The organism is Brenneria tiliae (genome assembly GCF_023347575.1).
Classification (GTDB): domain Bacteria; phylum Pseudomonadota; class Gammaproteobacteria; order Enterobacterales; family Enterobacteriaceae; genus Brenneria; species Brenneria corticis.
Genome location: NZ_JAKPCB010000090.1, coordinates 66,728 through 91,210, shown reverse-complemented (window position 1 = coordinate 91,210; position 24,483 = coordinate 66,728). Strand labels below are relative to the sequence as shown.

Annotated in this window: 23 protein-coding genes; 14 read left to right on the top strand and 9 right to left on the bottom strand. The window is 60.2% G+C overall.

Annotation, left to right across the window (positions count from 1 at the left end; genetic code table 11):
• Positions 1-10: 10 nt before the first annotated feature.
• Complete coding sequence (tyrR, locus tag MFP24_RS05160; protein ID WP_249229477.1) at positions 11-1,585, bottom strand: transcriptional regulator TyrR; 1,575 nt, start codon at positions 1,583-1,585, stop codon at positions 11-13.
• Positions 1,586-1,955: 370 nt separating this feature from the next.
• On the opposite strand from tyrR, the gene MFP24_RS05155 reads away from it, so the two are divergent.
• The 5 genes from MFP24_RS05155 to MFP24_RS05135 are packed head-to-tail and all read left to right on the top strand — an operon-like array spanning position 1,956 to position 5,550.
• Positions 1,956-2,537, top strand: coding sequence for a CD3073 family putative ECF transporter S component (locus MFP24_RS05155; protein WP_249229478.1), 582 nt, complete (start codon positions 1,956-1,958; stop codon positions 2,535-2,537).
• On the top strand, positions 2,524-3,069 hold the full coding sequence (locus MFP24_RS05150) for a CD3072 family TudS-related putative desulfidase (protein ID WP_249229479.1): 546 nt from the start codon (positions 2,524-2,526) through the stop codon (positions 3,067-3,069). The genes MFP24_RS05155 and MFP24_RS05150 overlap by 14 nt, the downstream gene beginning before the upstream one ends.
• Positions 3,066-3,872 carry an ATP-binding cassette domain-containing protein gene (locus MFP24_RS05145; protein WP_249229480.1) on the top strand — a complete coding sequence of 269 codons (807 nt, stop codon included), beginning with the start codon at positions 3,066-3,068 and terminating at the stop codon, positions 3,870-3,872. Before MFP24_RS05150 ends, MFP24_RS05145 begins: the two co-directional genes overlap by 4 nt.
• On the top strand, positions 3,869-4,756 hold the full coding sequence (locus MFP24_RS05140; RefSeq protein ID WP_249229481.1) for an ATP-binding cassette domain-containing protein: 888 nt from the start codon (positions 3,869-3,871) through the stop codon (positions 4,754-4,756). Before MFP24_RS05145 ends, MFP24_RS05140 begins: the two co-directional genes overlap by 4 nt.
• Complete coding sequence (locus tag MFP24_RS05135; RefSeq protein WP_249229482.1) at positions 4,756-5,550, top strand: energy-coupling factor transporter transmembrane component T family protein; 795 nt, start codon at positions 4,756-4,758, stop codon at positions 5,548-5,550. The genes MFP24_RS05140 and MFP24_RS05135 overlap by 1 nt, the downstream gene beginning before the upstream one ends.
• Positions 5,551-5,600: 50 nt before the next feature.
• On the opposite strand, the gene MFP24_RS05130 is transcribed toward MFP24_RS05135, so the two are convergent.
• From MFP24_RS05130 to pspA, 6 genes are all read right to left on the bottom strand, one after another.
• The gene (locus MFP24_RS05130) at positions 5,601-6,644 is read right to left on the bottom strand and encodes a YcjF family protein (protein ID WP_249229483.1); all 1,044 of its coding nucleotides are present in this window, start codon (positions 6,642-6,644) and stop codon (positions 5,601-5,603) included.
• The gene (locus MFP24_RS05125; protein WP_249229484.1) at positions 6,641-8,038 is read right to left on the bottom strand and encodes a YcjX family GTP-binding protein; all 1,398 of its coding nucleotides are present in this window, start codon (positions 8,036-8,038) and stop codon (positions 6,641-6,643) included. Before MFP24_RS05125 ends, MFP24_RS05130 begins: the two co-directional genes overlap by 4 nt.
• 75 nt (positions 8,039-8,113) lie before the next feature.
• The gene (locus MFP24_RS05120) at positions 8,114-10,873 is read right to left on the bottom strand and encodes a DUF2339 domain-containing protein (protein ID WP_249229485.1); all 2,760 of its coding nucleotides are present in this window, start codon (positions 10,871-10,873) and stop codon (positions 8,114-8,116) included.
• A gap of 182 nt (positions 10,874-11,055) precedes the next feature.
• Positions 11,056-11,415, bottom strand: coding sequence for an envelope stress response membrane protein PspC (pspC, locus tag MFP24_RS05115; protein WP_249229486.1), 360 nt, complete (start codon positions 11,413-11,415; stop codon positions 11,056-11,058).
• A complete protein-coding gene (pspB, locus tag MFP24_RS05110) occupies positions 11,415-11,642 on the bottom strand; it encodes an envelope stress response membrane protein PspB (RefSeq protein WP_249229487.1) in 228 nt (75 codons plus the stop codon). Before pspB ends, pspC begins: the two co-directional genes overlap by 1 nt.
• 94 nt (positions 11,643-11,736) lie before the next feature.
• The gene (gene pspA, locus MFP24_RS05105) at positions 11,737-12,402 is read right to left on the bottom strand and encodes a phage shock protein PspA (protein WP_009112484.1); all 666 of its coding nucleotides are present in this window, start codon (positions 12,400-12,402) and stop codon (positions 11,737-11,739) included.
• A 218-nt stretch (positions 12,403-12,620) separates the two neighbouring features.
• Here pspA and pspF point away from each other — a divergent pair, with 218 nt between their 5' ends.
• The 3 genes from pspF to MFP24_RS05090 all read left to right on the top strand — a co-directional run bounded on the left by pspF (position 12,621) and on the right by MFP24_RS05090 (position 15,674).
• On the top strand, positions 12,621-13,616 hold the full coding sequence (gene pspF, locus MFP24_RS05100) for a phage shock protein operon transcriptional activator (RefSeq protein ID WP_249229488.1): 996 nt from the start codon (positions 12,621-12,623) through the stop codon (positions 13,614-13,616).
• A gap of 33 nt (positions 13,617-13,649) precedes the next feature.
• Entirely contained in the window at positions 13,650-14,207 is a 558-nt protein-coding gene (locus tag MFP24_RS05095; RefSeq protein ID WP_249229489.1) for a GNAT family N-acetyltransferase, read from the top strand.
• 507 nt (positions 14,208-14,714) lie between these two features.
• On the top strand, positions 14,715-15,674 hold the full coding sequence (locus MFP24_RS05090) for a D-2-hydroxyacid dehydrogenase family protein (protein WP_249229553.1): 960 nt from the start codon (positions 14,715-14,717) through the stop codon (positions 15,672-15,674).
• 300 nt (positions 15,675-15,974) lie between these two features.
• Here the strand turns inward: MFP24_RS05090 and MFP24_RS05085 are convergent, their stop codons facing one another.
• A complete protein-coding gene (locus tag MFP24_RS05085) occupies positions 15,975-16,829 on the bottom strand; it encodes a hypothetical protein (RefSeq protein ID WP_249229490.1) in 855 nt (284 codons plus the stop codon).
• Positions 16,830-17,064: 235 nt separating this feature from the next.
• Between MFP24_RS05085 and sapA the strand changes: the two genes are divergently transcribed.
• The 6 genes from sapA to fabI all read left to right on the top strand — a co-directional run bounded on the left by sapA (position 17,065) and on the right by fabI (position 23,385).
• The gene (gene sapA / locus MFP24_RS05080) at positions 17,065-18,774 is read left to right on the top strand and encodes an ABC transporter substrate-binding protein SapA (RefSeq protein WP_283164085.1); all 1,710 of its coding nucleotides are present in this window, start codon (positions 17,065-17,067) and stop codon (positions 18,772-18,774) included.
• Entirely contained in the window at positions 18,771-19,736 is a 966-nt protein-coding gene (gene sapB, locus MFP24_RS05075) for a putrescine export ABC transporter permease SapB (protein WP_249229491.1), read from the top strand. Before sapA ends, sapB begins: the two co-directional genes overlap by 4 nt.
• Positions 19,723-20,613 (top strand): putrescine export ABC transporter permease SapC, encoded by an 891-nt coding sequence (gene sapC / locus MFP24_RS05070; protein WP_249229492.1) that lies wholly within the window; start codon positions 19,723-19,725, stop codon positions 20,611-20,613. The genes sapB and sapC overlap by 14 nt, the downstream gene beginning before the upstream one ends.
• A 15-nt stretch (positions 20,614-20,628) precedes the next feature.
• Entirely contained in the window at positions 20,629-21,621 is a 993-nt protein-coding gene (gene sapD / locus MFP24_RS05065) for a putrescine export ABC transporter ATP-binding protein SapD (protein ID WP_249229493.1), read from the top strand.
• The gene (sapF, locus tag MFP24_RS05060) at positions 21,621-22,436 is read left to right on the top strand and encodes a putrescine export ABC transporter ATP-binding protein SapF (protein WP_249229494.1); all 816 of its coding nucleotides are present in this window, start codon (positions 21,621-21,623) and stop codon (positions 22,434-22,436) included. Before sapD ends, sapF begins: the two co-directional genes overlap by 1 nt.
• A gap of 157 nt (positions 22,437-22,593) precedes the next feature.
• A complete protein-coding gene (gene fabI, locus MFP24_RS05055) occupies positions 22,594-23,385 on the top strand; it encodes an enoyl-ACP reductase FabI (RefSeq protein WP_136166255.1) in 792 nt (263 codons plus the stop codon).
• Positions 23,386-23,452: 67 nt separating this feature from the next.
• Here fabI and MFP24_RS05050 read toward each other — a convergent pair whose 3' ends face one another.
• Positions 23,453-24,436, bottom strand: coding sequence for an FAD:protein FMN transferase (locus MFP24_RS05050; protein WP_249229495.1), 984 nt, complete (start codon positions 24,434-24,436; stop codon positions 23,453-23,455).
• Positions 24,437-24,483: the final 47 nt, after the last annotated feature.

The window sequence follows — 24,483 nt, the reverse complement described above, 5'->3', positions numbered from 1 at the left end:
GCTACGGGCTTTACCCCTCGTCGTCTTCTTCGCCAGCCGTTTTTCGGCCGCTGAGGCCATACTCCCGCAGTTTATTGGCGATGGCCGTGTGCGACACTCCCAGCCGCTTCGCCAGTTTACGGGTGCTGGGATAGGTCTGATATAGCCGGGTCAGCACCGAGCGTTCAAAACGCTTGCTGATATCATCCAGCGACCCCTCCAGCAACGCTTCGCTCTGCGGTATCTCGACCGAAAACGCCGGCAGTTCGATATCCTGCATCCGCAGCTCATAGCCTTCCAGCTGCGTCAGCGCGCGATAAATGGCATTCTTTAACTGCCGTATATTGCCCGGCCAGCCGTACTGCGGCAGGAACTGATACAGATCGGCGGCCAGCCTGGGCCGCGCGATGCCCTGCTCATCGGAAAATCGCGCCACGAACAGTTCCGTCAGCGGCATGATATCCGCCGGGCGTTCGCGCAGCGGCGGCAACGTCAGGGTCAATACGTTGAGACGATAATAGAGGTCTTCGCGAAATTCCCCCCGCTGCACCATTTCCAGCAGGTTTTTCTTGGTGGCGCAGATAACCCGTACGTCCACGTGCATTTCGTGATCTTCGCCAACCCGGCGAAAAGTGCCGTCATTGAGAAAGCGCAGCAGTTTGATCTGCATCTGCGCCGACATTTCGCCCACTTCATCCAGCAGCACCGACCCGCCGTTGGCCTGCTCGAAAAAGCCCTTCTTGCCTTCCAGCGCATTGGGATAGGCGCCCGGCGCATGGCCGTAAAGCTCACTTTCCATCACCTCGTCAGGCAGCGCCGCGCAGTTCAGCGCCAGAAAAGGCTGTTTGCCTCTGGGACCGCGCAAATGGCAGGCGTGGGCCAGCATATCTTTACCGGTGCCGGTCTCCCCGACGATCAGCAACGGCGCATCCAGCATCGCCAGCTTGCGGGCCTGGTCGACCACGTGGCGCATTTTGGGGCTGACCGCCACGATATGCGCAAATTCGCTATCGTCGTTAACCGACAAATCCTGCAACTGCCGACCCATGCGCGCCGTGGACTTGAGCATCGCCAGCACGCCCGCCGTCGAATCTTTCCCCCCATCATCTTCCAGACGGATGGGGGTAATCTCCAGCAGAAAATCCTGCCCGCGGATCACCACCCGTTCGGTTACCGGCCCGCCGCCCTGCTCCAGCCAGTCGGTGAAGCTATATCCGCTAATCAGTTGCGCAATGGTCAGGTGGCGAAGTTTATCCGCGCTGACGTCGAACAAGGCGACGGCCGCCGGGTTGGACAGCTCGATCTTGCCTTTCATATCGAGCGACAGTACCGGCTCCGGCATCGATTCCAGCAGCGCGTTCAGCGCCCGGTGCTCGCGCTCGGAAGGCATACAAGCCACGGTGCGCACGTCGCTCACGCTTTCAATCCGCCGGATTTCCGCCATCAGCAGGCGAAAATCATCAAAATCCAGCGTGGCGAAGTTCAGATAAATACGGCCGGCCGGGTCAATCTCTATGCCGCGCAGATCGATATTGCGCGACGCCAGCAGATCCAATAACTCGCGGGCCAGGCCAATACGGTCTTCACAAAAGACTTCCAAACGCATCAAGGACTACCTTCTTCAACGGGGAGACAGGCTAATAAGTTCCGATAATACTCTTTCGCCCAGGCGGGATGAAGCAGGTGTCAGTAAAAGTTGACACTCAGCGCGATCTTTTTTCCCTAAAGCGGACCGCCAATGCGCGCGCCATCTTTTGACAAAGCCGCATAACCTATACCGTTTTTTATATTTGTTACTGCGGCGCGCAGTTCATAGAATCGCGCTAAATGCCACGCGCGGGCGGCGCAGCAGAGCTCCGGCCCAACGCCAACGTAACGGCGGCATAAAAACCATAACCCGATAAATGCGTTTAGCGGACGCGATGTCTCCCGCGTTGACCTCGCCGTCGAGGTTGTTCCTACCAGGGGTGTTAATCATGCATCAAAAGAATCTTGCCATTACCTTTGGCGCGCTGGCCGTGGCGATTAACGTTATCGCCGGCAGCGTCGTCGAGCATTTGAAAATTCCGTTTCTGTTTCTTGATACCGTGGGCACCATCTTTATCGCCGCGGTTTTCGGTCCGCTGTGGGGGGCGCTGGTGGGGTTATTGACCAATCTGGTTTTGGGCGTCACCACCAGCTATACCGCCATTCCCTTCGCCCTGGTCAATATCATTGTCGGCCTGGTGGTCGGCTACAGCGCACGCAATGGCTTTCGTCTCTCATCCGCGCTGTTTTCCGGCATTCTGCTCGGCTTTTTATGCCCCGCCGTGGGGACGGTCATCGCCATCGGCCTGTTCGGCGGATTAACCGGCGGACTGCACGACGTGGCGGTGCTGTGGCTGAAGCAGGCCGGAACCAGCCTGTTTACCGCGGCATTTCTGCCGCGTCTGGCCGAAAACCTGGTGGATAAGATTCTGTCGGCGCTGCTGGTCTATTACGTAGTGAAAAACCTGCCGCCATCGCTGCTGAAACGCCCCGCTCATGTATTAAAGGACCCCGCCCGTGCAAAGGAGTAGAACGGTTATCGTCACCTCCCACTGCGTGATCAACCAGAATGCGGTGGTGGGCAGCCTGGCGCGCAGCCGCGGCATGATGAAATCGGCGGTCGACTGGATGTACCGGCAGGGGTACGGCGTGATCCAGCTGCCCTGCCCCGAATTCACCTTTCTCGGCCCGGCGCGGCCGCCGATGACGGTGGAAGGGTACGACACGCCGGCGTTTCGCGCTCATAGCCGCAAAATCCTGCTGCCGGTGGTGGAGCAGTTGAAAACCTACCAGGATAACGGCTACGTCATTGCCGGCGGGTTGGGAATTTCCGGCAGCCCCTCCTGCGATCCGGGACGGGGCGTCTTTATGCGGGTATTTCTGGCGCTGCTGGCGGACGCCGGAGTACGGGTCGATTTTTTCTGGCAGATACCGCAGACGGAAGACGGCGTATTCGATCCCAGCGCGGCGGAGAGCGTTTACGGCCCGGTCAAGCGCCCCTCCCGGCGGCGTGGAGCGGAAAAAATCATCGCCCGCCTGACGCCGCAAGACGACGCCCGATGATCGCCGTTCACGACGTCACCTTTTGTTACCATGGCGCCGCGTCCCCGGCGCTGTCGCAGGTATCGCTGGAGATTCGCCCCGGCGAGTTCATCGCGCTGCTCGGCCGCAACGGCTGCGGCAAGTCGTCGCTGGCCCGGCTGCTGAACGGCATCGAACTGCCGGCGCAGGGGCGGGTCGTCGTCGACGGCCGCTCCACCGCGGACAGCGACGCGATCCCGGCCATCCGCCGGGCGGTGCAGATCGTGTTTCAGAACCCGGAAAATCAGCAGGTGGGGCTCACCGTCGGCGAGGATATCGCCTTCGGCCTGTCGAATATCGGTTGGCCGCAGCGGGATATCGCCGGCCGGGTGGCCTGGGCCATCCAACTGACGGGGCTGGATGCGGAGCAACAGCGCCCGGTGGCGCAGCTGTCCGGCGGCGAGAAACAGAAGCTGGCGCTGGCCGCCGTACTGGCGCTGGCGCCGCGTTACCTGATCCTGGATGAAGCCACCTCGATGCTCGACCCGGCGGCGCGACGCCAGTTCGTCGCCACGCTGCATGAGGTGAGAAAACGCACGCCCTTCGCGCTGATCTATATCACCCACCACCTCGACGAAGTGCTCGACGCCGACCGCTGGATACTGTTCAGTCAGGGGCGGCAGCTGGCCGCCGCGCCGCCGGCGGAGCTGCAAACCCAACTCGAACTGTTGCACCACTGCGGGCTGGAACTGCCCTATTACCACCACCTCGCCGCGCTGCTGCGCCAGCGCGGGATCCCCGTTTCCCCTGCCCTGAACCCGCAGGAGCTGATGGCGCTGTTATGAAAATCACCCTCAGCGATGTGGCCTTCAGCTATGGCAAACGGCACAGAAACCGGCCGCCGGCCGGCGCGCCGCTGCTGGAAAATATTTCCCTTACCGTGGAGCAAGGCGAAATGCTGGCGCTGGCGGGAAAGTCCGGTTCGGGTAAAACGACGTTACTCCAGTTGATAAAAGGATTTATCGCCCCCTGCGCCGGGCAGATTCGCCTGGACGAGGCGGATCCCCACGCCGAGCGCCGGGCGGAATGCTTCGATCGCATCGGATATATCTTTCAGTATCCCGAACACCAGCTGTTCGCCAGCACGGTTTTCGCCGATATCGCCTTCGGGCTGCGCCATCGGCGTCTCGATGAGGCGACAAAGCGGGAGAAGGTGCGCCAGGCGATGGCGGCCGTGCAGTTGGACTATGACGCTTTCAGGGAACGTAGCCCTTTCGAGCTGAGCGGCGGCGAGAAACGCCGGGTGGCGATCGCCGGCATCGTGGTGCTGGAGCCGGAGGTGCTGATACTGGACGAACCCACCGCCGGGCTGGATCTGCAATCCCGCGACGCCCTGTTCCAGCTGCTGCACCGTCTGAATCGGGAAAAAAACCTGACGGTTATCTGGGTCAGCCATCAGTTGGACGAAATCGCCCGGCACGCCGCCCGTCTGGTATTTATCCGCAACGGCGCCATTCAGGCGGACGGCCCGCCGGCGGCGCTGTTCGCCGATGCCTCTTTGCGCCAGGCCTTTGATTGGGAAGAGCCGCCGGCGCTGGTCGTCGGCCGCTTGCTACAGGCCGCCGGACATTCCGCTGCGGGATGGCTGTCGCCGCAGCAGGCGGCCGACGCCATTATCCGGCTGCGCGGCCGTTATCCGCAGCGCGAAAACGCCCCACGGGAGCCCTGATGTCGGACGCCTACGGTTTGCTTTATCAGCAGCGCCGCTCCTGGCTGGATCGGCGCGATCCGCGGGCGAAAATCATCGCCGTTCTGCTGGCGGGCGCGGCGCTGCTGCTTACCCAGCATCCCGGCTTAAAAACCTTGCAGCTCCTGCTGTTGCTCGCCCTGTGGGCGGTCGCCGGGCTGCCGTGGAAAATGCTGCTGCTGACGCTGCTCTCCCTGTCGCTTTTTTTTGTTTCCACCATGATTTATCAGGCCGTGCTGACCGCCCGGCCGGGGGAGGAGCTGGTGACCTGGGGCGGGATCGTTTTTTCCGCTCAGGGCGTTGTGCGCGGCGTGATGATGTGCGAGCAGATTGCCGGCATCGTCTTGCTATTGGCGCTGCTGGTCAGAACCACGCCCCCGGTTCAGTTGGCGGAGGGGCTGGAAATTCTGCTCGGCGGTCTGAAGAAATGGCGCTTTCCGGTACACGAAGCGGTGATGATGTTTTCCATCGCCCTGCGCTTCCTGCCTGGCCTGTTCGAAGAGTTCGACAAGATCCGCAAAGCCCAACTGGCGCGCGGCGGCGGTTTTCATCGCCAAAACCTGTTTATCCGTATTCAGGGCATATTTCCCATGCTGATGCCGCTGTTCGTCACCTCGATCCTGCGGGCACAAGATCTGGCCGTCGCCATGGAGTCGCGCTGCTACCGCGGCGACGTCGGCCGCACGCCCATCAGGATTTACCGCTTTCATCGCGCGGATTACGCGCTGCTGGCGGGCGCGGCGCTGGAACTGCTGGCGGCGGCGTTCTGGCGCTGAAAGCCGCGCCTCGCCGCCGCAGGCGGGGAAACACCCCGCCGCCGGTCGCGCTATTTGGCCTTTTGCAACGTGGCTTTCACCTGCCCGATGAGTTCACGGCGAAAATCGCCCAGCCGCGGTTTGTCGCCCAGCCAGGGCAGCGGACGGCACAGCTCCATCGCCTTGATGCCCAGACGGGCGGTCAGCAGTCCGGCGCCGATGCCCTGCGCCGCGCGCGCCGACAGCCGCGCCGCCAGATCCTGCGACATCCAGTCCATGCCGATCTCACGCACCAGTTCCGACGCGCCGGCGAAGGCGATATTCAGCAGCACCAGACGGAAAAGACGAATACGGCTGAAATAGCCCAGTTCGATGCCGTACAGCGCGGCGATGCGGTTTATCAGCCGCAGATTGCGCCAGGCGATAAACGCCATATCCACCAGCGCCAGCGGGCTGACGGCGATCATCAGGGTGGATTCCGCCGCCGAGCGGCTGATCTCCCGCCGCGCCTGGCTATCCAGCACCGGCTGCACCAGCCGGGCGTACAGCTCGATCACTTCACGGTCGTTATGGGTTTCGTGCAGCGACGCCTGCCAGCGCTGCAACGCGGGATGGCCGTTATCCAGCCCCGCCTGGCGGGCCAGCTTTTCACAAAACTCGCGCCCGCGCCCGATGCCGTGGCTGTGCAGTAAATCGCCGGCGATGTCCCGCTCTTCCGCCCGCTGACGCAGCCGGTACAGGCGCCGCCACTCGACGGCGATCGACCCCACGCCCGCCGCGACGATCAACGCGCCGGCGCTAATGCCGCCCAGCGCGATCCAGTCCTGCTGCACCCAGGAATTATGCAGCGATTGCACCCCCTGGGCGACGGCGCTGACGCCGAACAGCGCCAGCCCGGCCATCACCATACGCCGCCACAGGCTGCGTTTGGGGCGTAACGCCGCGCTGACCGCCTCTTCCGCCGCGCCCTCCTCGGGCACTTCCTGCTCGCGGGCGACCGGTGAAAAATGCTGCGCATCCTGCTCATCAAAGGCCTGGCCGGCGCGCAGCTGCGGCTGAGGCTCCGCCGGCGCGGCGTTATCGAACGTCATGCGCGGTTTCAGTGGTTCGTTCATCGCAATTTATCTCCCAACAAAAATTCCATTACCGTATCCAGGCGGATGTGCGGCAACGGGGTGTCCACCGTCATTTCACGCGGACGAAACTGATCGAAATGAAATCCCTGCTCTTGCCAGAATGCCGCGCCCGGCAGGCGGGCCGGCACTTCCCCCGGGAAGACCGTCAACGGCTGACCGTCGCTCAGGCGGTTGCCTTTCAGCGCCGGGATTTTCTGCCCCTGATGCTCGATAACGCCGCTTTGCGTCGATTGAATCGAGGCGATGCCGGCGCAGTCCATGCTGATCCCTTCAAAGGCGGCGTTCTGCCAGGCTTCCTGCACCAGTTGCTGCAGCAGCGACACCAGATTGGCATGCTGGTCGGCGGTAATGTGATCCGATTTACTGGCGGCAAACATCAGCTTGTCGATACAAGGCGAAAATAGACGCCGGAACAGCGTGCGTTTGCCGTAATGAAAGCTCTGCATCAGCTGGGTTAACGCCAGCCGCATATCGTTAAAGGCGTGAATGCCGCTGTTCAACGGCTGCAGGCAGTCCACCAGTACGATCTGGCGATCAAAACGCACGAAATGATGCTTATAAAAACCTTTCACCACCGACTGGCAGTAATAGTCGAAACGCTGGCGCAGCATACCGATATTGGTTTTGGCGTCCGCCTGCGCCAGCCGGGCCTCGCCCAGCTTATCCACCTGCGGCCACGGAAAAAATTGCAGCACCGGCGCGCCGGCCAGATCGCCCGGCAGCACGAAACGTCCCGGCTGAATAAAATGCAGCCCCTGCTGCTTGCAGCGCAGTAAATAGTCGGTATACGCCTGGGCAATCGCCGCCAGCTGGTTTTCATCAGCCGGCGCCAGCGGGTCGAGCCGCTCGCACAGCGCCAGCCAGGGTTTGGCCCACTCGGCGCGATCGCCCTGCAACAGCCCGGACATCTGGCGCGACCAGCTCAGGTAGCTTTGTTCCAGCAGCGGCAAATCCAGCAGCCACTCCCCGGGGTAATCGACGATTTCCAGATACAGCGTGGAGGTATCTTTAAAGTGCCGCAGCAGCGAGTCATTGGAGCGATAGCGCAGCGCCAGGCGGATTTCACTCACCCCGCGCGTCGGCGTCGGCCAGTCGGGGGGCGAACCATATAACGCCGCCATGCCCTCATCATAGGCAAAACGCGGCACGCCGAGATCGCGCTGCGGCACGCGTTTCGCTCCCAGCAGCCGCCCTTCGCGCACGGCGGAGAACAGCGGCAGATGGGCGCCGCTGTGGATATTCAACAGCTGATTCACAAAGGCCGTAATAAAGGCGGTTTTCCCGCTGCGGCTCAGCCCGGTGACGGCCAGCCGCAGATGACGATCCACACCGCGGTTAACCAGCGAATTAATCTCATTTTGTAATCGCTTCATTGGATAAACCTGACTCCTTGATACTTAATCTTATATATACCCGTCATACTTCGAGCTGCAGATGCGTTGGCTTTATTACCCGGTCCGGCCATAAGACTCGTCTATTTCGGGACGCTGCTTCGGCGGCAGGGGCGCAAAATAACCGACGATCAGGATCAGAAGCGCCACCCCGATAAAGGCCACCGCCCGCGCCAGTCCGCCGCCTCCGGCGCTATCCACCAGAAACAGTTTGGCTACCGTCAGCCCCAGTAGCAATGCGCCGGCCAGCCAGCCGCCGCGCAGCTGTCGCCGGGTCGACCATATCATGCCGACCAGTGCGGAAAGCGTCCACAGCAGGGCGAAAGCGGTTTGTATCAGACGAGACGCCCACAGCGCGTCCGCCGACCACGGGATCTGCGCGTACCAGGCCAGCGAGCGCAGCAGCAGGCCGTTCAGCAACCAGAAACTCAATAGCCACAGCGCCAGACGGCATTGGCGTCTTAACGGAGTATGCGGTGAAAACGCCGCCAGCGTGCGGCGATACCACAGGATCAACGCCGCCGTCGCCAGCGCCATGCCGGCTTCCAGCGGATTAAACAGCGGCAGATAGAAGCCGTCCGCGCCGCGCCAGGCTATCTGTCCGTCCAACAGGTTGGCGGCGCCCGTCAGGGTAAACAGGGCGGCGACCAGCGGCACCAGCCCGGTCCGGTTGTACAACGCCGCCCAGCGCGTCAGCGGCCACAGCCGATGGCGCGTCGGCAGCGCCAAGGCGATGACGACGACGGACAGCAACGCCAGCGTCAGTACCGGTTCCCCCTCATCCACCGCCGCGGGAATCAACGGATACAGATACTGTGACGCCATCAGCAACAAAAAGCCAACCGCCATCCACAGCAGCGTCAGATGAAAACCCTGGGTCAGCCGCAGCGGCAGCGCGTCTTCATCGCGGTAAAGCACCCCGTAGGCGATAGCAAAACTCGCCAGCCAGCCGGCCAGCGAGGCAAGCTGCTCGCCGCCGTTCAGCAACGGAAACTGCCGGTACTCCGCCGCGATAAATTGCTGTAACACCGCCAGCAGCAGCGCCCCCCACAGCAACCAGACGCTATGGCGCAGCGCCGCCCAGTCGAGTCGCCTGCCCGCCGCCTGCCAGAGCGCCGCGGACGCCGCGACGGCCAGCAGAACCCCGGGCGTATACAGCAACGCGTGGGTGCGCCACGGCGGCATAAACTCGCCGCCGTGCCAGAACGCCGCGAGATAGGCGGCCAGCGCGCGATCGACGGCATAAAGCAGCCAGCCGAACCAGGTCACGATCCCCAGCAGGAAAAAGCCCTGACTGAAGCGGCGCCAGCGCGCATCAACCTGAGGGTAGCGCCGCCAGCACAGGCCCGCGGCCAGCGCGCTCAGCGTCAGAATGCCGAAGATAAACAGGAATGATGCCGTGCCGAGCGGCGCGGAAAACAGCGCATACCAGGCGGACAGCACGCCCAGCAGCATAACGGCCGAACCGCTCCATCCCATGCGCCGCTGGCCCTGGTACAGCCCGGCCCACAGCACGCACAGCCCTTCCAGCAGCCAGGTCATCGCCGTCCAGCGGGCGGAAAACGCCAGCGGCACGGCCAATGTCAGAAAACAGCCGCCAAGGGCGAGCGAAAACAGTCCCAGGCGCGGCGTTGTCCGGCGGGTCCGTCTCCCCAATAGCAGGTAAAATACGCCGTAACCCACCGCGGAGAGCGCCGGGCCATAGGTCCACCGCTGCACGATCAGATACTGCATGCCGAAGCCGATCAGCGGCGGAGCGAACAGCAGCACGCCGTCCACTAGCTGTTTGCCCGCCGGCTGGTGGCGGAGCGAGAAAAGCAGCGCGCCCACGCCGAATATCAGGATATTGGCGATCAGGAACAGCTGGCTGCTGAGGTAGTACTCCGGCCGATAATGCTCCGCTCCCCAGAGCAGCGCCGCGCCAAAGGTAAAAATCAGCCCCAGCAGATTAAGCTCCCGCCAGGACTGGCGCGCGCTGATGGCCAGAATGCCCAGCGACAGCAGCAGATAATAGGAAAACAGCACCACGTGGTTGCCGCCTTCCGGCGACAGCAGGAGCGGCGCCAGATAACCGCCGGCGCTGGCCAGCATCGCCAGACTGAGCGAACGCTGCAACACCGCCAGCCCGACGCTGGCCGCGCAAATCACCAGCAGCAGAGCGAAGGCCGGCGCATAGGGCAACAGCAGATAAAGCCGAAAAGCGCCGAATACCGTGATATACAAGGCGCCGACCGCGCCGCCCTGTAATATCAGGGCATACAGCCGTTGCTTATGGCGCAGACACCAGCCAAAAGCCAACAGCCCGCCGCTGATTAACGCCGCGATGCCCAGCCGCCATTCGATCGCCAGCATATCGCGCTCAATGCTGTACTTCATCAGGTACGCCAGGCCGAAAAACAGCAGCAAAATACCTATTTTCGCCAGCGGATTGCCTTGCAGCAGCCACCTCGTCAGCGAGGAAAATAGCCCTGACGGCGATTCGGACGAGAGGGGTTGCCAGGGGTTTTCCGTCGGCTGCGCGGCTTGGGGCGCCGGTTGTTCTTTTATCGCCGGCGCGGCCTGTCGATATTCGCCCTTGGCCGCGGCGGGTGGCGTTATCTCCGCCGCCGGTTCCGGCGCGGATAAGGGGCGGTCGCGGCCCAGCAATTGACTCAACTGCGCCGACGCCCGGGCCAGCTCGGCCTGCAAGGCGGCGACCGCACGCTCAAGCCGCGCGGTTTGCCGCTGATGACGCGCGGCGCGCCTGAAGATTATCCATACGGCGATCGGCAACGCCAGCATGTAGACCAGCAACATCACCGTAGCGATCAAAAGCATTGTCTCATCCATGAAGTACCTTTTTATTTAGTTGAGGCGAATGCTGCGTTTGTACATGAAATTATGGTCGCTAACAAATTGAGCGCAAATTATAGCCGAGGAAAACGGTCGGACTCGACGCGACGTTATCCTGTGGTAATGACACGGGTGGATAACATCGGCGTCGTAGGGGGTGGCCTGGCTTAAAGCTGGCGGAAACGGCTCTCAACGCCGAAGGTATCGGAGGTGACATAGCGCTCGATATTGCGCAGGCGCCGTTCGCTGGCGTTCAGGGTGGCATCCGCGTCGTCCAGCAGTTGTCGCGGAGCGTGCGGCGACGCAGTCTGGTAGCTGCCCTCCGGCGCCGGCTCAAGCATAAAGCTGAGGATGATATAGGCCAGTATGGTGAAGAAGAACAGGCCGAAGAACATCGACAGCACTACAATCACCCGCAGCAGTTTTACCGGCACGTCGAAGTAGCGGGCCAGCCCGGCGCAGACGCCTTTCAGCATCCCCTCTTCCGGTATGCGGTATAAGGTTTTACCCGACCAAGTATTTTTCATTACGATTTTCTCCAGTCCGGATGTTCCGCGTCCAGAATTTCTTCCAGCGCCTGAATGCGCTCGCGCATGCGGCGGGCATCTTCCGTCAGCCGCGTCAGACGCTGCATGTCGTTTTGTCCCAGTTGAGCATTGTTTTGCTTGCGCTGACTGTAATGCAGCCAAAGCCATATCGGCGCCACAAAGAGAAAGAAAATGGTCAGCGGTATGGCAAGAAACAAAGCACTCATCGTGTCTCCTTAGTTATTATGTTCACCGGTGGTCCCCGTTGCTTTCGCCGCGGGGAACGACGGCCGCAGCCAACCTTGACGGCGGCCGGTCCGGTTATTCGGCTGGTTTAACTTTAGCTTTAAGCGCCGCCAGTTGCTCGCTGATTTCATCATTGGCCCTCAGTTCGGCGAATTGCTGATCCAATGATTTTTGTTTGCCAATTCCCACGCTTTCGGCTTCGGCCTCGATGGTATCGATACGACGCTCAAACTGTTCAAAACGCGCCAGGGCTTCATCCAGTTTACCGCTGTCGAGCTGACGGCGGACATCGCGTGACGACGAAGCGGCCTGATGGCGCAGCGTCAACGCCTGCTGACGGGCACGGGTTTCGCTCAGCTTGTTTTCCAGTTCGCCGATTTCGCGCTTCAGGCGCTCCAGCGTTTCATCCACGTTTTCCGCTTCGTGCTGCAGTATCGCGATCAGGTCGGTCAGTTTCTGCTTTTCAATCAGCGCCGCCCGGGCCAAATCGTCTTTATCTTTGCGCAGCGCCAGTTCGGCTTTTTCCTGCCACTGGGCCTGCTGCGTCTGAGCCTGATCGATACGGCGGGCGATCTGTTTCTTTTCCGCCAGCGCGCGCGCCGAGGTGGAGCGCACCTCGACCAGCGTATCTTCCATTTCCTGGATCATCAGCCGCACCAGCTTCTGCGGATCCTCGGCTTTGTCCAGCAGCGAATTGATGTTGGCGTTCACGATGTCGGCAAAACGAGAAAAAATACCCATAATCAAATCCTCTTAATGATTTCCAGCGTCTGATTACGCCTGATTTATTATCACCACCGTGCAGTGGCGATATGGTTATACATATCAATAACCGTGCCAATTTTTATTTATCCATAACCTATTGAAAAATAAATAAGTTGAAATTTTGACTATTCGCCAACATCCGCTAGATTAGTCAAATAAGCCAACTATTGGTAAAAATCACAGGATGAAAATCGATGGTCCAGGAAAAAGAGAACTTATTGGGGGAAGCCAACAGCTTTCTTGAAGTGCTGGAACAGGTTTCACAGTTGGCGCAGCTCAACAAACCGGTGCTGGTTATCGGCGAACGCGGCACCGGCAAGGAGCTGATCGCCAGCCGTCTTCACTATCTCTCCCCCCGCTGGCAAGGCCCCTTTATCTCGCTGAACTGTGCCGCGCTGAATGAAAACCTGCTGGACTCCGAACTGTTCGGCCACGAGGCCGGCGCCTTTACCGGGGCGCAGAAACGCCATCTCGGCCGTTTTGAACGCGCCGACGGCGGCACGCTGTTTCTCGATGAGCTGGCCACCGCACCCATGCTGGTGCAGGAAAAACTGCTGCGGGTGATTGAATATGGCGTGCTGGAGCGCGTCGGCGGCAGCCAGTCGCTACAGGTGGACGTCCGGCTGGTATGCGCCACCAATGACGATCTTCCCGCGCTGGCGGCCAGCGGAAAGTTTCGCGCCGACCTGCTGGACAGGCTGGCGTTTGACGTGGTTCAGCTGCCGCCGCTGCGTGAACGCCGGCAGGACATCATGCTGCTGGCGGAACATTTCGCCATCCAGATGTGCCGCGAACTGCACCTGCCCCTGTTTCCCGGCTTTACGCCCCACGCCCGCGACACGCTGCTGAGCTACGCCTGGCCGGGAAATATCCGCGAACTGAAAAATGTGGTGGAGCGTTCGGTTTACCGCCACGGCAGCAGCGATCGGCCGCTGGACGCCATTATCATTAACCCCTTTCGCAAAACCGCGCCCGGCGCCGAAACCGCCGCCGACTCGGCGCCGGGCGGCAGCGTCGCCGATTTCCCGCTGGATATGAAGCAGTGGCAACGCGCCCAGGAACAGGCGCTGCTGGAACAGGCGCTGGCAAAGGCGCGCTTCAACCAGCGCAAGGCCGCCGAGCTGCTGGGGCTGACCTATCATCAGCTGCGCGGACTGCTGAAAAAACACGCCATCGCGGTCAATGAATAGGTGCGATATCGTCATCAACCAAGAGAAAAAACCATGCAGACATTGTTCTCCCCTCGTTTAATTTTGCGCCAGTGGCAACAGGTCGATCGCGGTGCTTTCGCCGCGATCTGCGCCGATCCGCAGGCCATGGAATTTCTACTCCCGCTACCGACGGTGGACGACAGCAATGGATGGATTGACCGGCAAATCGCGCACCAGTCGACACACGGTTTTTGCTTTTGGGCGCTGGAGGATAAAACCACCGGTGATTTTATCGGGACGGCGGGCCTTGTCCGGATTGGCTATGATGCGCACTTCACGCCCGCCGTCGAGATTGGCTGGCGTATTGCCCGCAAATTCTGGGGCAAGGGATACGCGCCGGAGGCAGCGCGCGCCGCGCTGGCATTCGGTTTTAGGCAATTGAAGCTGGATGAGATTGTCGCCACCACCGTCGCCGCCAATGTGAAGTCACGCCGCATCATGGCCAAACTGGGCATGACGCATGATGCCGCCGACGATTTCGACTATCCACGGGTGCCCGACGGGCATCCGCTCAAATCGGTGATGTTATATCGGTTGTCGCGCGAACAATGGATGAAAGACCAGCGATAATTCATAACTACTTATTGTTCAGTTACTTGAAAAAGAGCTTCAATAACCCCACGCCGAGGCGCATATCCGGCCTCTCAGATTGCTGACAAACCCACTCCGCCATAGTCATCCCCGCGCAGGCGGGGATCTGCTTTCAGCTAGTGCGTTGATATAAGGAAGATTCCTGCCTACTCAGGAATGACGGATTTGGATTTGCATCACCAATGGCTACTTTGTCAATGGTCTGCGAATATGCGGCCTCTTTACAATGTGCCGGGCATGCTCAGCAGCTCGGGGAAAGTCCCCTGTCCAGCCTGATGGTGGCTAAATAAGACATAGTCATGGCTCGCCGTCTTTGCCTGCGGCGTATTGCCGTCGCCACGCCCGGCAGTGAGTATCCGAAAAGCATAATCCGTCGGATGGCCGGCGATCCCGGCGTTTTAGTGCACTGTTGGCTCGCCGATATTGATGCTATAACCCTTGTTCAGGTTTCCTCTGTTATCGATAAGGTGTTCCATGCCCGCCCCTATACCGTTGCAATGCCGCATTATTGATGATTACCAGAACGTCGCGTTGTCGTTCGCCGATTGGTCGGCGCTGGCGCCCCGGGTTGAGTGCCGCGCGCTGACGCGACACATTGACGATGAAGCCCAACTGACCGCCATGCTGGCCGATGCGGATATTGTGGTGATTATGCGTGAACGTACGCCGTTTACCGCCGAGCTATTCGCCCGTCTGCCGCGCTTAAAACTGCTGATTACCTCCGGCATGCGTAACGCCGCCGTGGATCTGGCGGCGGCCAAGGCCCGCGGCGTGATCGTGTGCGGTACGGACAGTGGATCGGCGGCACCGGTTGAACTCGCCTGGACGCTGATCCTCGGGCTGGCCCGGCATATGATAAGCGAAAATCTGGCGTTACGACAGAACGGTCCATGGCAAAGCACCGTCGGCATCGGGCTGAGCGGCAAACGACTGGGATTGCTGGGGTTAGGTAAAACCGGCCAGCGCATGGCGCGCATTGCGCTGGCCTTTGGCATGGAAGTCAGTGCCTGGAGCCAGAATCTGACGGCGGCGGACACCGCACGACAGGGAGTCGCGCTCGCCGCCTCGAAAGAATCGTTGCTGAGCAGCAGCGACATCGTGTCGATTCATCTGGTGCTTGGCGAACGCACACGCGGCTTACTCGGCGCGGCGGAGCTGGCGCGCATGAAACCCTCCGCGCTGCTGATTAATACCTCGCGGGCGGCGATTGTCGACCAATCCGCCTTGCTGCACGCGCTGCGCGCGGGAAATATTGCCGGCGCCGGGCTTGACGTTTTTGACAGCGAACCGTTGCCCGCCGATCATCCGTTCCGCACGCTGCCCAATATGCTGGCGACGCCGCATCTCGGCTATGTCGCCGACGATAATTACCGCACCTATTTCACGCAGGCGGTTGAAGATATTCAGGCGTTTCTGGCGGGAACACCGCTGCGCGCGTTGGGGTAGTGGGACGCCAACGATGAACATGGAATGGTATCCGACCTGGCGGGATGCTTTTTTATGCCGGGCAGGACGCCCGGCATAAAAAAAAAGCCAGCGCTTAGGCTGGCTAAAATAATACTGGAAGCAATGTGAGCAATGTCGTGCTCTCCTTCAGTGCCTGCGAAGAAGCAACCGTTGAAGCGCGAAAATGATGATAATAGTTATCAGTATCATCTGTAAAGCACTTTGTTGAGAATTTTTCTCATTTCCATACTGATTATGGGGTTCCTGGCCGCCTGCCCTTGGCGCTTTTTTATGCCCTTTTCAGCATTTTTTCGGCGTGCGCTGGGCGTATTTTTGTACAAAATCCTCCCAGCGATCGGCCAGCAGGCTTAAGTGCTGCAACTCGGTATTCAACGTCGATGCTTCGCTGCCGCGATTTCTCAGCATCATTTCAAACTGGTCGAGCATATCGACGGCGCTGCAGGCGTTATCGGCGATCGATAACGCCTGAGACATGTCGACCTGCGTGTAATGCGTCCCCTGTTTCAGGGCTGCAATATCATCCCGCACCGCGGCGGCGTACCGCTCCTCCCCCAGTCCCGAGGCCAGCAAAAATTCCGCGTTGGCGGCGCCCAGCCGGATACCATCCCGCCGCGCCGCCAGTTCGCCGATATAGTCGTCAATGATTTGCGCGGCCTGCGGCCGATGCGCTTTGGTGATAAACGCCAGGTTGATAAAAGCGAGCATCTGTTTTTTCACCGCTATTTCAAAAGTCTCCAGCATTGCCGTCTTTTCGACATTCAACGGGGTTGAGAAAGCGTCATGCAGCGCATTGGCAAGTTGAGTAACCGAAGAATGCGTGTTTTCTACGGCCAGAATAAAAAACGCGGCGGCCCGATCGGAGGCGCGATCCTGCGGCGCGGCAAGCGTGGCGTCGGCCAGCCGCTTTATCTTCTCATGCTGCGCGTTGAGTTCCGCTGCGGTTAACGCCCGCTGCGGATTTTGCCGATACCCGTCGGCCTCATTTTCTATGCGGCCCATACCGTCATCCGCCGCAAATTCAATCGCCTCGAATGTCGCCGCGCCGGCGTCTGAATCATCGGGGTTATCGATAGCGTCTTCCGAGCCAGGCGAGAATTCGCCGTCATGCGGGCGACGAGGCCTGATAGCGTCCATCCGGAATCACTCCATTTTTCGGGCAAAGTGTTAGCTATAACGGCATTTTTTCCACAGAACTTAGTAAATTATCCGCCATTATGGGGATAAAACGGCCCTTATATGATCCAGAGCAAAAATGCGCCATAAGCAATACCGGCGGTTGGAAAGTCGCCATCCGCGCATAACGGAGTGGGGAGGATGGCCAGAGTGCGGTACACTCTGTGTATTACGTATTGACTGAAAAATATCCCGTATGTCTGGAAAAACCTGTTTCGCACTGGCATTCGTCTGGCTGGCTATGCCTTCGCTGGCGGCTCCCTTGCCGACGGCGCCGGTCAGCGCGCCGCTGGAAGATATCCGCCAAAGCGGCTTCGTCTATTGCGTAAACGACGTACTGAATACCTTTAATCCGCAAATGGCGCGCAGCGGCGTGACCGTCGATACGCTGGCCGCCCAGCTTTACGATCGCCTGCTGGACGTCGATCCCTATACCTATCGCCTGATGCCGGAGCTGGCCCAGCGCTGGGAAGTGCTGGACAACGGCTCGACCTATCGCTTTTATCTGCGTCGCGACGTCCCTTTTCAAACCACCGCCTGGTTCAGCCCCAGCCGCAACATGAATGCGGATGACGTGCTGTTCAGCTTTCAACGCATGCTGGATAAAAAGCATCCGTATCATGACGTCAACGGCGGCGAATATCCCTATTTCGACAGCCTGCAATTTGCCGACTCGGTGCAGAGTATCCGCAAGCTGGGCGAATACGGCGTTGAAATCCGGCTCAACAGCCCGGACGCCTCTTTCCTGTGGCACCTGGCAACGCACTATGCGCCGGTTCTCTCGGCCGAATATGCCCGGGCGCTCTCCACCAACGATAAGCAGGAATTGCTGGATCGCGAACCGGTCGGCACCGGCCCCTATATGCTGAATGAATACCGCAACGGGCAATATATTCGCCTGACGCGCAACGCCGCCTACTGGCGCGGCCTGCCCCGAATGCGCCAGGTGGTGGTGGATCTGGGCGCCGGCGGCACCGGACGCCTGTCCAAGCTGCTGACCGGCGAATGCGACGTGCTGGCGTATCCCGCCGTCAGCCAGCTGGCGATTTTACGTAACGATCCGCGACTGCGCCTGTCATTACGTTCCGGCATGAACGTCGCCTATCTGGCGTTCAACGTGCGCAAGCCGCCGCTGGACGACCGCCGCGTGCGTGAGGCCATTGCGCTGGCGATTAACAATGACCGGCTGATGCAGTCCATTTATTACGGCACCGCCGAAACCGCCGCCTCCATCTTGCCGCGCGCCTCCTGGGCCTATGACGACGAGGCCCGGATAACGGAATACAACCCGGAGAAATCCCGCCGGCGCCTGCAGGAGCTGGGGATAAGCAATCTGAACCTGCGCCTGTGGGTGCCCAGCGCGTCGCACTCCTACAATCCCAGCCCGCTGAAAACCGCCGAGCTGATACAGGCCGATCTGGCTCAGGTAGGAGTGCAGGTGACCATTGTGCCCGTCGAGGGGCGTTTTCAGGAAGCGCGGCTGATGGAGCTCAGTCATGATTTGACTCTGGCCGGCTGGACCACCGACAGCAACGATCCCGACAGTTTTTTCCGCCCGTTATTAAGCTGCGCCGCCATTCGCTCGCAAACCAACTACGCCCACTGGTGCGATCCCACCTTTGATGAAGTATTGCAAAACGCGCTCTCTTCACAACAGTTGGCGAAGCGTATCGAATACTATCAACGGGCGCAGCAGATTCTGGCCGAACAGCTGCCGGTGTTGCCGCTGGCCTCCTCTTTACGCCTGCTGGCCTACCGCTATGATATGAAAGGACTGGTGCTCAGCCCGTTCGGCAGCGCCTCGTTCGCCGGGGTTTTCCGGGAAAGCGGCAATCCTCGCCGCGAGCCAGGCGCCGCCCCGCCCCCCTCTTCTTCCCGGCCGGTCGATGAAGGAGAACAACCGTGATTATCTTTACCCTGCGGCGCCTGCTGCTCTTGCTGGTTACGCTGTTCCTGCTGACGCTGCTGGGTTTCAGCCTGAGCTATTACACGCCGCACGCCCCGCTTAACGGCGCCGCGCTGCTTGACGCCTATCGCTTTTACCTCTCCAGCCTGCTGCAGGGCGACTTCGGCCGTTCCAGCACCAACGGCCAGGCCATTATCGTGCAGTTGAAAATCGTGCTCCCGGCGACGATCGAGCTCTGCCTGCTGGCGTTCGTGCTCTCTTTGCTGGTGGGGATCCCGCTGGGGATCACCGCCGGGGTGATGCAGAACAAAGGGCCGGACATCGTTATCAGCACGCTGTCGCTTATCGGCTTTTCCCTGCCGGTATTCTGGCTGGCGCTGCTGCTGACGCTGTTTTTCTCACTGCATCTCGGCTGGCTGCCGGTTTCCGGACGCTTCGATCTGCTGTATCAGGTAAAAACCGTAACCGGTTTTGCCCTGATCGACGCCTGGCTGTCCGACTCCCCCTATCGCAATGAGATGATGGTCAGCGCGATCCGGCATCTGATTCTGCCGGTTAGCGTACTGGCGGTGGCGCCGACCACGGAGGTGATACGGCTGATGCGCATCAGCACCACCGAGGTTATCGGCAAAAGCTATATCAAGGCCGCCGCGACCCGCGGTTTGTCGCCGCTGACCATCATTCGCCGCCATGTGCTGCACAACGCGTTGCCGCCGATTATTCCCAAGCTGGGATTACAGTTTTCCACTATGCTGACGCTCACCATGATTACCGAAGTGGTCTTTAACTGGCCGGGGCTGGGGCGCTGGCTGGTCAACGCCATCCGCCAGCAGGATTTCGCGGCGATTTCCGCGGGAGTCATCGTGGTCGGCGCCCTGGTTATTACGGTTAACGTGCTGTCCGACATCTGGGGAGCAATAACCAACCCGTTGAAACACAAGGAGTGGTATGCCCTTCGATAACGTCTACAGCGAAAAGCGCATCCCCAGCCGTCTGGGCGATACCTGGCGGGTGTTTCATCAGGATACGCTGGCGATGATCGGCTTTTACGGCTTTCTGTTGCTGCTGGGCCTGTGCCTGTTCGGCAGACTGCTGGCGCCTTACGACGTCGGCCAGCAATTCCTGGGTTACCAGATGCTGCCGCCCTCCTGGTCGCACTACGGCGAAGTCTCGTTCTTCCTCGGCACGGACGACCTGGGGCGCGATCAGTTGAGCCGGCTATTGAGCGGCGCCGCCCCCACCGTCGGGTCGGCGCTGATCGTCACCCATGCGGCGGCGCTGTGCGGCATCCTGTTGGGCGTTTTCGCCGGCGTCACCCGCGGATTGCGTTCCGCGGTGTTTAACCACATTCTCGACACCCTATTGTCCATTCCGTCGCTGCTGCTGGCCATCGTGGTGATCGCCTTTATCGGCCCGAAGCTTGAGCACGCCATGCTGGCCGTGTGGCTGGCGCTGTTGCCGCGCATGGTGCGCACCATCTACAGTACGATACACAACGAGATGGATAAAGAGTACGTCGTCGCCACGCGTCTTGACGGCGCGTCCACCTTTTATACCGTCTGGTATGTGGTGCTGCCCAATATTGCGGCGGTGCTGGTGTCGGAGTTCACCCGCGCCCTGTCCATCGCCATTCTGGACATCGCCGCCCTGGGTTTTCTCGACCTCGGCGCGCAGTTGCCCACCACCGAATGGGGAGCGATGCTGGGTAATTCGCTGGAGCTGATCTACGCCGCCCCCTGGACGGTAATGTTGCCCGGCGCGGCCATTGCCCTGAGCGTGCTGATCGTCAACCTGCTGGGGGACGGCATTCGCCGCGCCCTGCTGGCGGAGACGGAATAATGGCGGAGACGACCTATGCCCTTGCTTGATATTCGCAATCTGACCATCGAGTTTCTCACCTCCGAGGGCGCGGTAAAAGCGGTCGACCGGGTCAGCATGACGCTGACCGAAGGGGAAATCCGCGGTCTGGTGGGTGAATCCGGATCGGGCAAGAGCCTGATCGCCAAAGCCATCTGCGGGATTACCAAAGATAACTGGCGGGTGACCGCCGATCGTTTCCGCTTTGATGATATCGACCTGCTGCGGCTGTCGCCGCGCGAGCGCCGCAAGCTGGTGGGCCATAACGTATCGATGATTTTTCAGGAGCCGCAGTCCTGTCTGGATCCTTCCGAAAACATCGGGCGGCAATTAATCCAGACCATCCCCGGCTGGACCTATAAAGGCCGCTGGTGGCAGCGCTTCCGCTGGCGCAAACGCCGGGCAATCGAGCTGCTGCACCGCGTCGGCATCAAAGATCATAAAGATATCATGGGCAGCTATCCCTATGAGCTGACCGACGGCGAGTGCCAGAAAGTGATGATCGCCATCGCGCTGGCGAACCAGCCGCGCCTGCTTATCGCCGATGAGCCCACCAACGCCATGGAGTCCACCACCCAGGCGCAGATTTTTCGTTTATTGTCGCGGCTCAACCAAAACAATAACACCACCATTCTGCTGATCAGCCACGACCTGCAAACCATGAGCAAATGGGCCGATCGGATTAACGTGCTCTACTGCGGCCAGACGGTGGAAAGCGCCACCAGCGAAGACCTGATCAGCGCGCCGCACCACCCCTACACCCAGGCGTTAATCCGCGCGATGCCGGACTTCGGCCGCTCGCTGCCGCACAAAAGCCGGCTGAATACCCTGCCGGGGGCGATCCCCTCGCTGGAGCATTTACCCGTCGGCTGCCGTCTCGGCCCGCGCTGCCCCTACTCGCAGAAACAGTGTATGCAGACGCCCCTGCTGCTGCCGGTGAAGAACCATTGGTATGCCTGCCACTTCCCGCTCAATATGGAGGAGTCCTGATGGTCGAAACCCTGCTGGAAGCCCGCAACCTGACCAAAACCTTCCGCTATCGCAGCGGTCTGTTTCGCCGCCAGCACGTCGAAGCGGTGAAGTCGGTCAGTTTTACCCTGCGCGAAGGCCAGACCCTGGCGATTATCGGCGAAAACGGTTCGGGGAAATCCACGCTGGCCAAGATGCTGGCGGGCATGATCGCCCCGACCTCCGGCGAGCTGCTGATCGACGATCATCTATTGCATTACGGTGATTATCGCTACCGCAGCCGGCGTATCCGCATGATTTTTCAGGATGCGGGCAATGCGCTGAATCCGCGCCAGCGCGTCGGCCAACTGCTGGACGTGCCGCTGCGGCTGAATACCGATCTCAGCGCCGCGGCGCGCGAAAAGACCATCAACCTGACGCTGCAACAGGTGGGGCTGCGACCGGACCACGCTTACTATTATCCCCACGCGCTGGCCCCCGGCCAGAAACAGCGCATCGGGCTGGCGCGCGCGCTGATCCTGCAGCCGAAAGTCATCGTGGCGGACGAGGCGCTGGCGTCGCTGGATATGTCTATGCGGTCACAGATTATCAATCTGATGCTGGAACTGCAGGAAAAGCACGGTATCTCTTATATTTACGTCACCCAGCATCTGGGGATGATGAAGCACGTCAGCGATCAGATCCTGGTGATGCAGGCGGGGGAAGTGGTGGAGCGCGGCAGCACCGCCGACGTGCTGGCTTCTCCGCTGCATGAACTGACCAAGCGGCTGATTGCCAGCCACTTCGGCGAGGCGCTGAGCGCCGACGCCTGGCGGCGCGACGGCGCGCAGCTGTGAGTATCGCGCCGCTCTAATATGACGGGTAACGACTGCTCGGAGTACCCCAATCGGCTCCGGGCATGCTAGAATCGCCCGGTTTATTCATCTCGATCATCAATAACAGCTCATTTTATGACTGATGGTCGCAGCAACAACGATCACAAGGATTACTGCTATGGGTTTTCTTACCGGTAAGCGCATTCTGGTCACTGGCGTCGCCAGTAACCGCTCCATTGCATTCGGTATCGCACAGGCGATGCACCGCGAAGGTGCCGAACTGGCGTTCACGTATCAGAACGATAAGCTGAAATCGCGCGTTGAAGGCTTTGCCGGCGAACTGGGTTCCAGCATTGTGCTGCCGTGCGACGTCGCGGAAGACGCCAGTATTGAAGCGCTATTCGTCGAACTGGCCAAAGTCTGGCCGAACTTTGACGGTTTCGTGCACTCCATCGCTTACGCGCCGGCCGATCAGCTTGACGGCGATTATGTCGACGCGGTAACCCGCGAGGGCTTCGGCGTGGCGCACGATATCAGCTCATACAGCTTTGTGGCGATGGCGAAGGCCAGCCGCAAGTTGCTGAACCCGAATTCCGCGCTGGTGACCCTGACCTATCTGGGCGCGGAGCGCGCCATTCCCAACTATAACGTTATGGGTCTGGCGAAAGCGTCGCTGGAAGCGAACGTACGCTATATGGCGAACGCCATGGGCGCGCAGGGCGTGCGCGTTAACGCCATTTCCGCCGGCCCAATCCGTACGCTGGCCGCGTCAGGCATCAAGAACTTCAAGAAAATGCTGTCGCACTGTGAAGCGGTTACGCCAATCCGCCGCGTCGTCACCATCGAAGACGTCGGCAATTCCGCGGCGTTCCTGTGCTCCGATCTGGCGGCCGGCATCTCCGGCGAAGTGCTGCACGTGGACGGCGGCTTTAACATCGCCGCGATGAACGAGCTGGAACTGGATAATTAATCTCCCCGGCGGCAAACCCCGCGCTTGTGGGGTTTGCCGCCTCCGCTATTCCTGCGCAGGCAGGGGCTCACTCCTCGCCGCCGGCGCAAATTAATTCATAGTCGTCGTCGAGCCGTTCGAAATCGTAATGACGACGCGAAGAAAGAATGATTTGTTTATCTTTGGTGACAAAGATGGCCTCGATATCCGCCCTGGGGCGTAAATAGTCGATTCCGGCCGCGACGCCCATGCCGTACAGCAGCGTGGTATAGCTATCGCCGTCGATGGAGTTGTCCGAAATAACCGTGACGCTATGCAGTTCGTTATCCAGCGGATAGCCGCTGCGCGGATCCAGGATATGGTGATATATCCGCTCGTCAACGGTGAAAAATCGCTCATAGACGCCGGACGTCACCACGGATTTGCCGTTCACGCGGATAACGCCAAGCAGATCATCCCGCTCGGCGAACGGTTTTTGCAGCCCCACGCCCCACCGCCCCTGCCCATCCGTCAAGGAGCCGCCCAGCGTCAGCACGTTGCCGCCCAAATTGATAAGCGCATGATAAATGCCGTGCCGGCAGAGCAAATCTCTCACCAGATCGGCGATATACCCCTTGGCGATGGCGCCTAAATCGATCTCCATCCCCGCGGTTGGCAGAAAAACGGCGCACTGCTCCTCATTGAGCAAAACGCTTGCCGGATTGGTCAGCGCCAGCGCCTTTTCTATTGCCGCCGCGGCGGGAACCGCGCGGCCGTCGAAGCCGATTTTCCACAGCTTCACCAGCGGACCGATGGCGAAGTTAAAACAGCCGTCTTTAATCAGGCTGATTTCTCTGGCGCGCTTAATCAGTTGGAACACCACGGGGCTGACCGCAACGTAGCCTTTACCCGCCGCGCGATTGATGCTCATCACTTCCGAGTGCGCGCGATTAACGGTCAGCAGGTCTTCCAGCCGTTTGATGCGCTGGAATACCCGCCTGACCGCCGTTTCGTCATCAACAAACAGTTTTAATGAAATGGGGCTGCCCATCAGCCGGGTGGAGTAGGAATAGATATTATTTACCGATGTCATTATGCCGAAGTCAGATAGCCGATGTTATTTCAGGCGCTGCGGGCGCA

Bases quoted from the DNA above. Each gene is read 5' to 3' on its own strand.
- tyrR (WP_249229477.1), bottom strand. From the start codon at position 1,585: ATGCGTTTGGAAGTCTTTTGTGAAGACCGTATTGGCCTGGCCCGCGAG.
- MFP24_RS05155 (WP_249229478.1), top strand. From the start codon at position 1,956: ATGCATCAAAAGAATCTTGCCATTACCTTTGGCGCGCTGGCCGTGGCG.
- MFP24_RS05145 (WP_249229480.1), top strand. From the start codon at position 3,066: ATGATCGCCGTTCACGACGTCACCTTTTGTTACCATGGCGCCGCGTCC.
- MFP24_RS05140 (WP_249229481.1), top strand. From the start codon at position 3,869: ATGAAAATCACCCTCAGCGATGTGGCCTTCAGCTATGGCAAACGGCAC.
- MFP24_RS05135 (WP_249229482.1), top strand. From the start codon at position 4,756: ATGTCGGACGCCTACGGTTTGCTTTATCAGCAGCGCCGCTCCTGGCTG.
- MFP24_RS05130 (WP_249229483.1), bottom strand. From the start codon at position 6,644: ATGAACGAACCACTGAAACCGCGCATGACGTTCGATAACGCCGCGCCG.
- MFP24_RS05125 (WP_249229484.1), bottom strand. From the start codon at position 8,038: ATGAAGCGATTACAAAATGAGATTAATTCGCTGGTTAACCGCGGTGTG.
- MFP24_RS05120 (WP_249229485.1), bottom strand. From the start codon at position 10,873: ATGCTTTTGATCGCTACGGTGATGTTGCTGGTCTACATGCTGGCGTTG.
- pspC (WP_249229486.1), bottom strand. From the start codon at position 11,415: ATGAAAAATACTTGGTCGGGTAAAACCTTATACCGCATACCGGAAGAG.
- pspB (WP_249229487.1), bottom strand. From the start codon at position 11,642: ATGAGTGCTTTGTTTCTTGCCATACCGCTGACCATTTTCTTTCTCTTT.
- pspA (WP_009112484.1), bottom strand. From the start codon at position 12,402: ATGGGTATTTTTTCTCGTTTTGCCGACATCGTGAACGCCAACATCAAT.
- pspF (WP_249229488.1), top strand. From the start codon at position 12,621: ATGGTCCAGGAAAAAGAGAACTTATTGGGGGAAGCCAACAGCTTTCTT.
- MFP24_RS05095 (WP_249229489.1), top strand. From the start codon at position 13,650: ATGCAGACATTGTTCTCCCCTCGTTTAATTTTGCGCCAGTGGCAACAG.
- MFP24_RS05085 (WP_249229490.1), bottom strand. From the start codon at position 16,829: ATGGACGCTATCAGGCCTCGTCGCCCGCATGACGGCGAATTCTCGCCT.
- sapA (WP_283164085.1), top strand. From the start codon at position 17,065: ATGTCTGGAAAAACCTGTTTCGCACTGGCATTCGTCTGGCTGGCTATG.
- sapC (WP_249229492.1), top strand. From the start codon at position 19,723: ATGCCCTTCGATAACGTCTACAGCGAAAAGCGCATCCCCAGCCGTCTG.
- sapD (WP_249229493.1), top strand. From the start codon at position 20,629: ATGCCCTTGCTTGATATTCGCAATCTGACCATCGAGTTTCTCACCTCC.
- sapF (WP_249229494.1), top strand. From the start codon at position 21,621: ATGGTCGAAACCCTGCTGGAAGCCCGCAACCTGACCAAAACCTTCCGC.
- fabI (WP_136166255.1), top strand. From the start codon at position 22,594: ATGGGTTTTCTTACCGGTAAGCGCATTCTGGTCACTGGCGTCGCCAGT.
- MFP24_RS05050 (WP_249229495.1), bottom strand. From the start codon at position 24,436: ATGACATCGGTAAATAATATCTATTCCTACTCCACCCGGCTGATGGGC.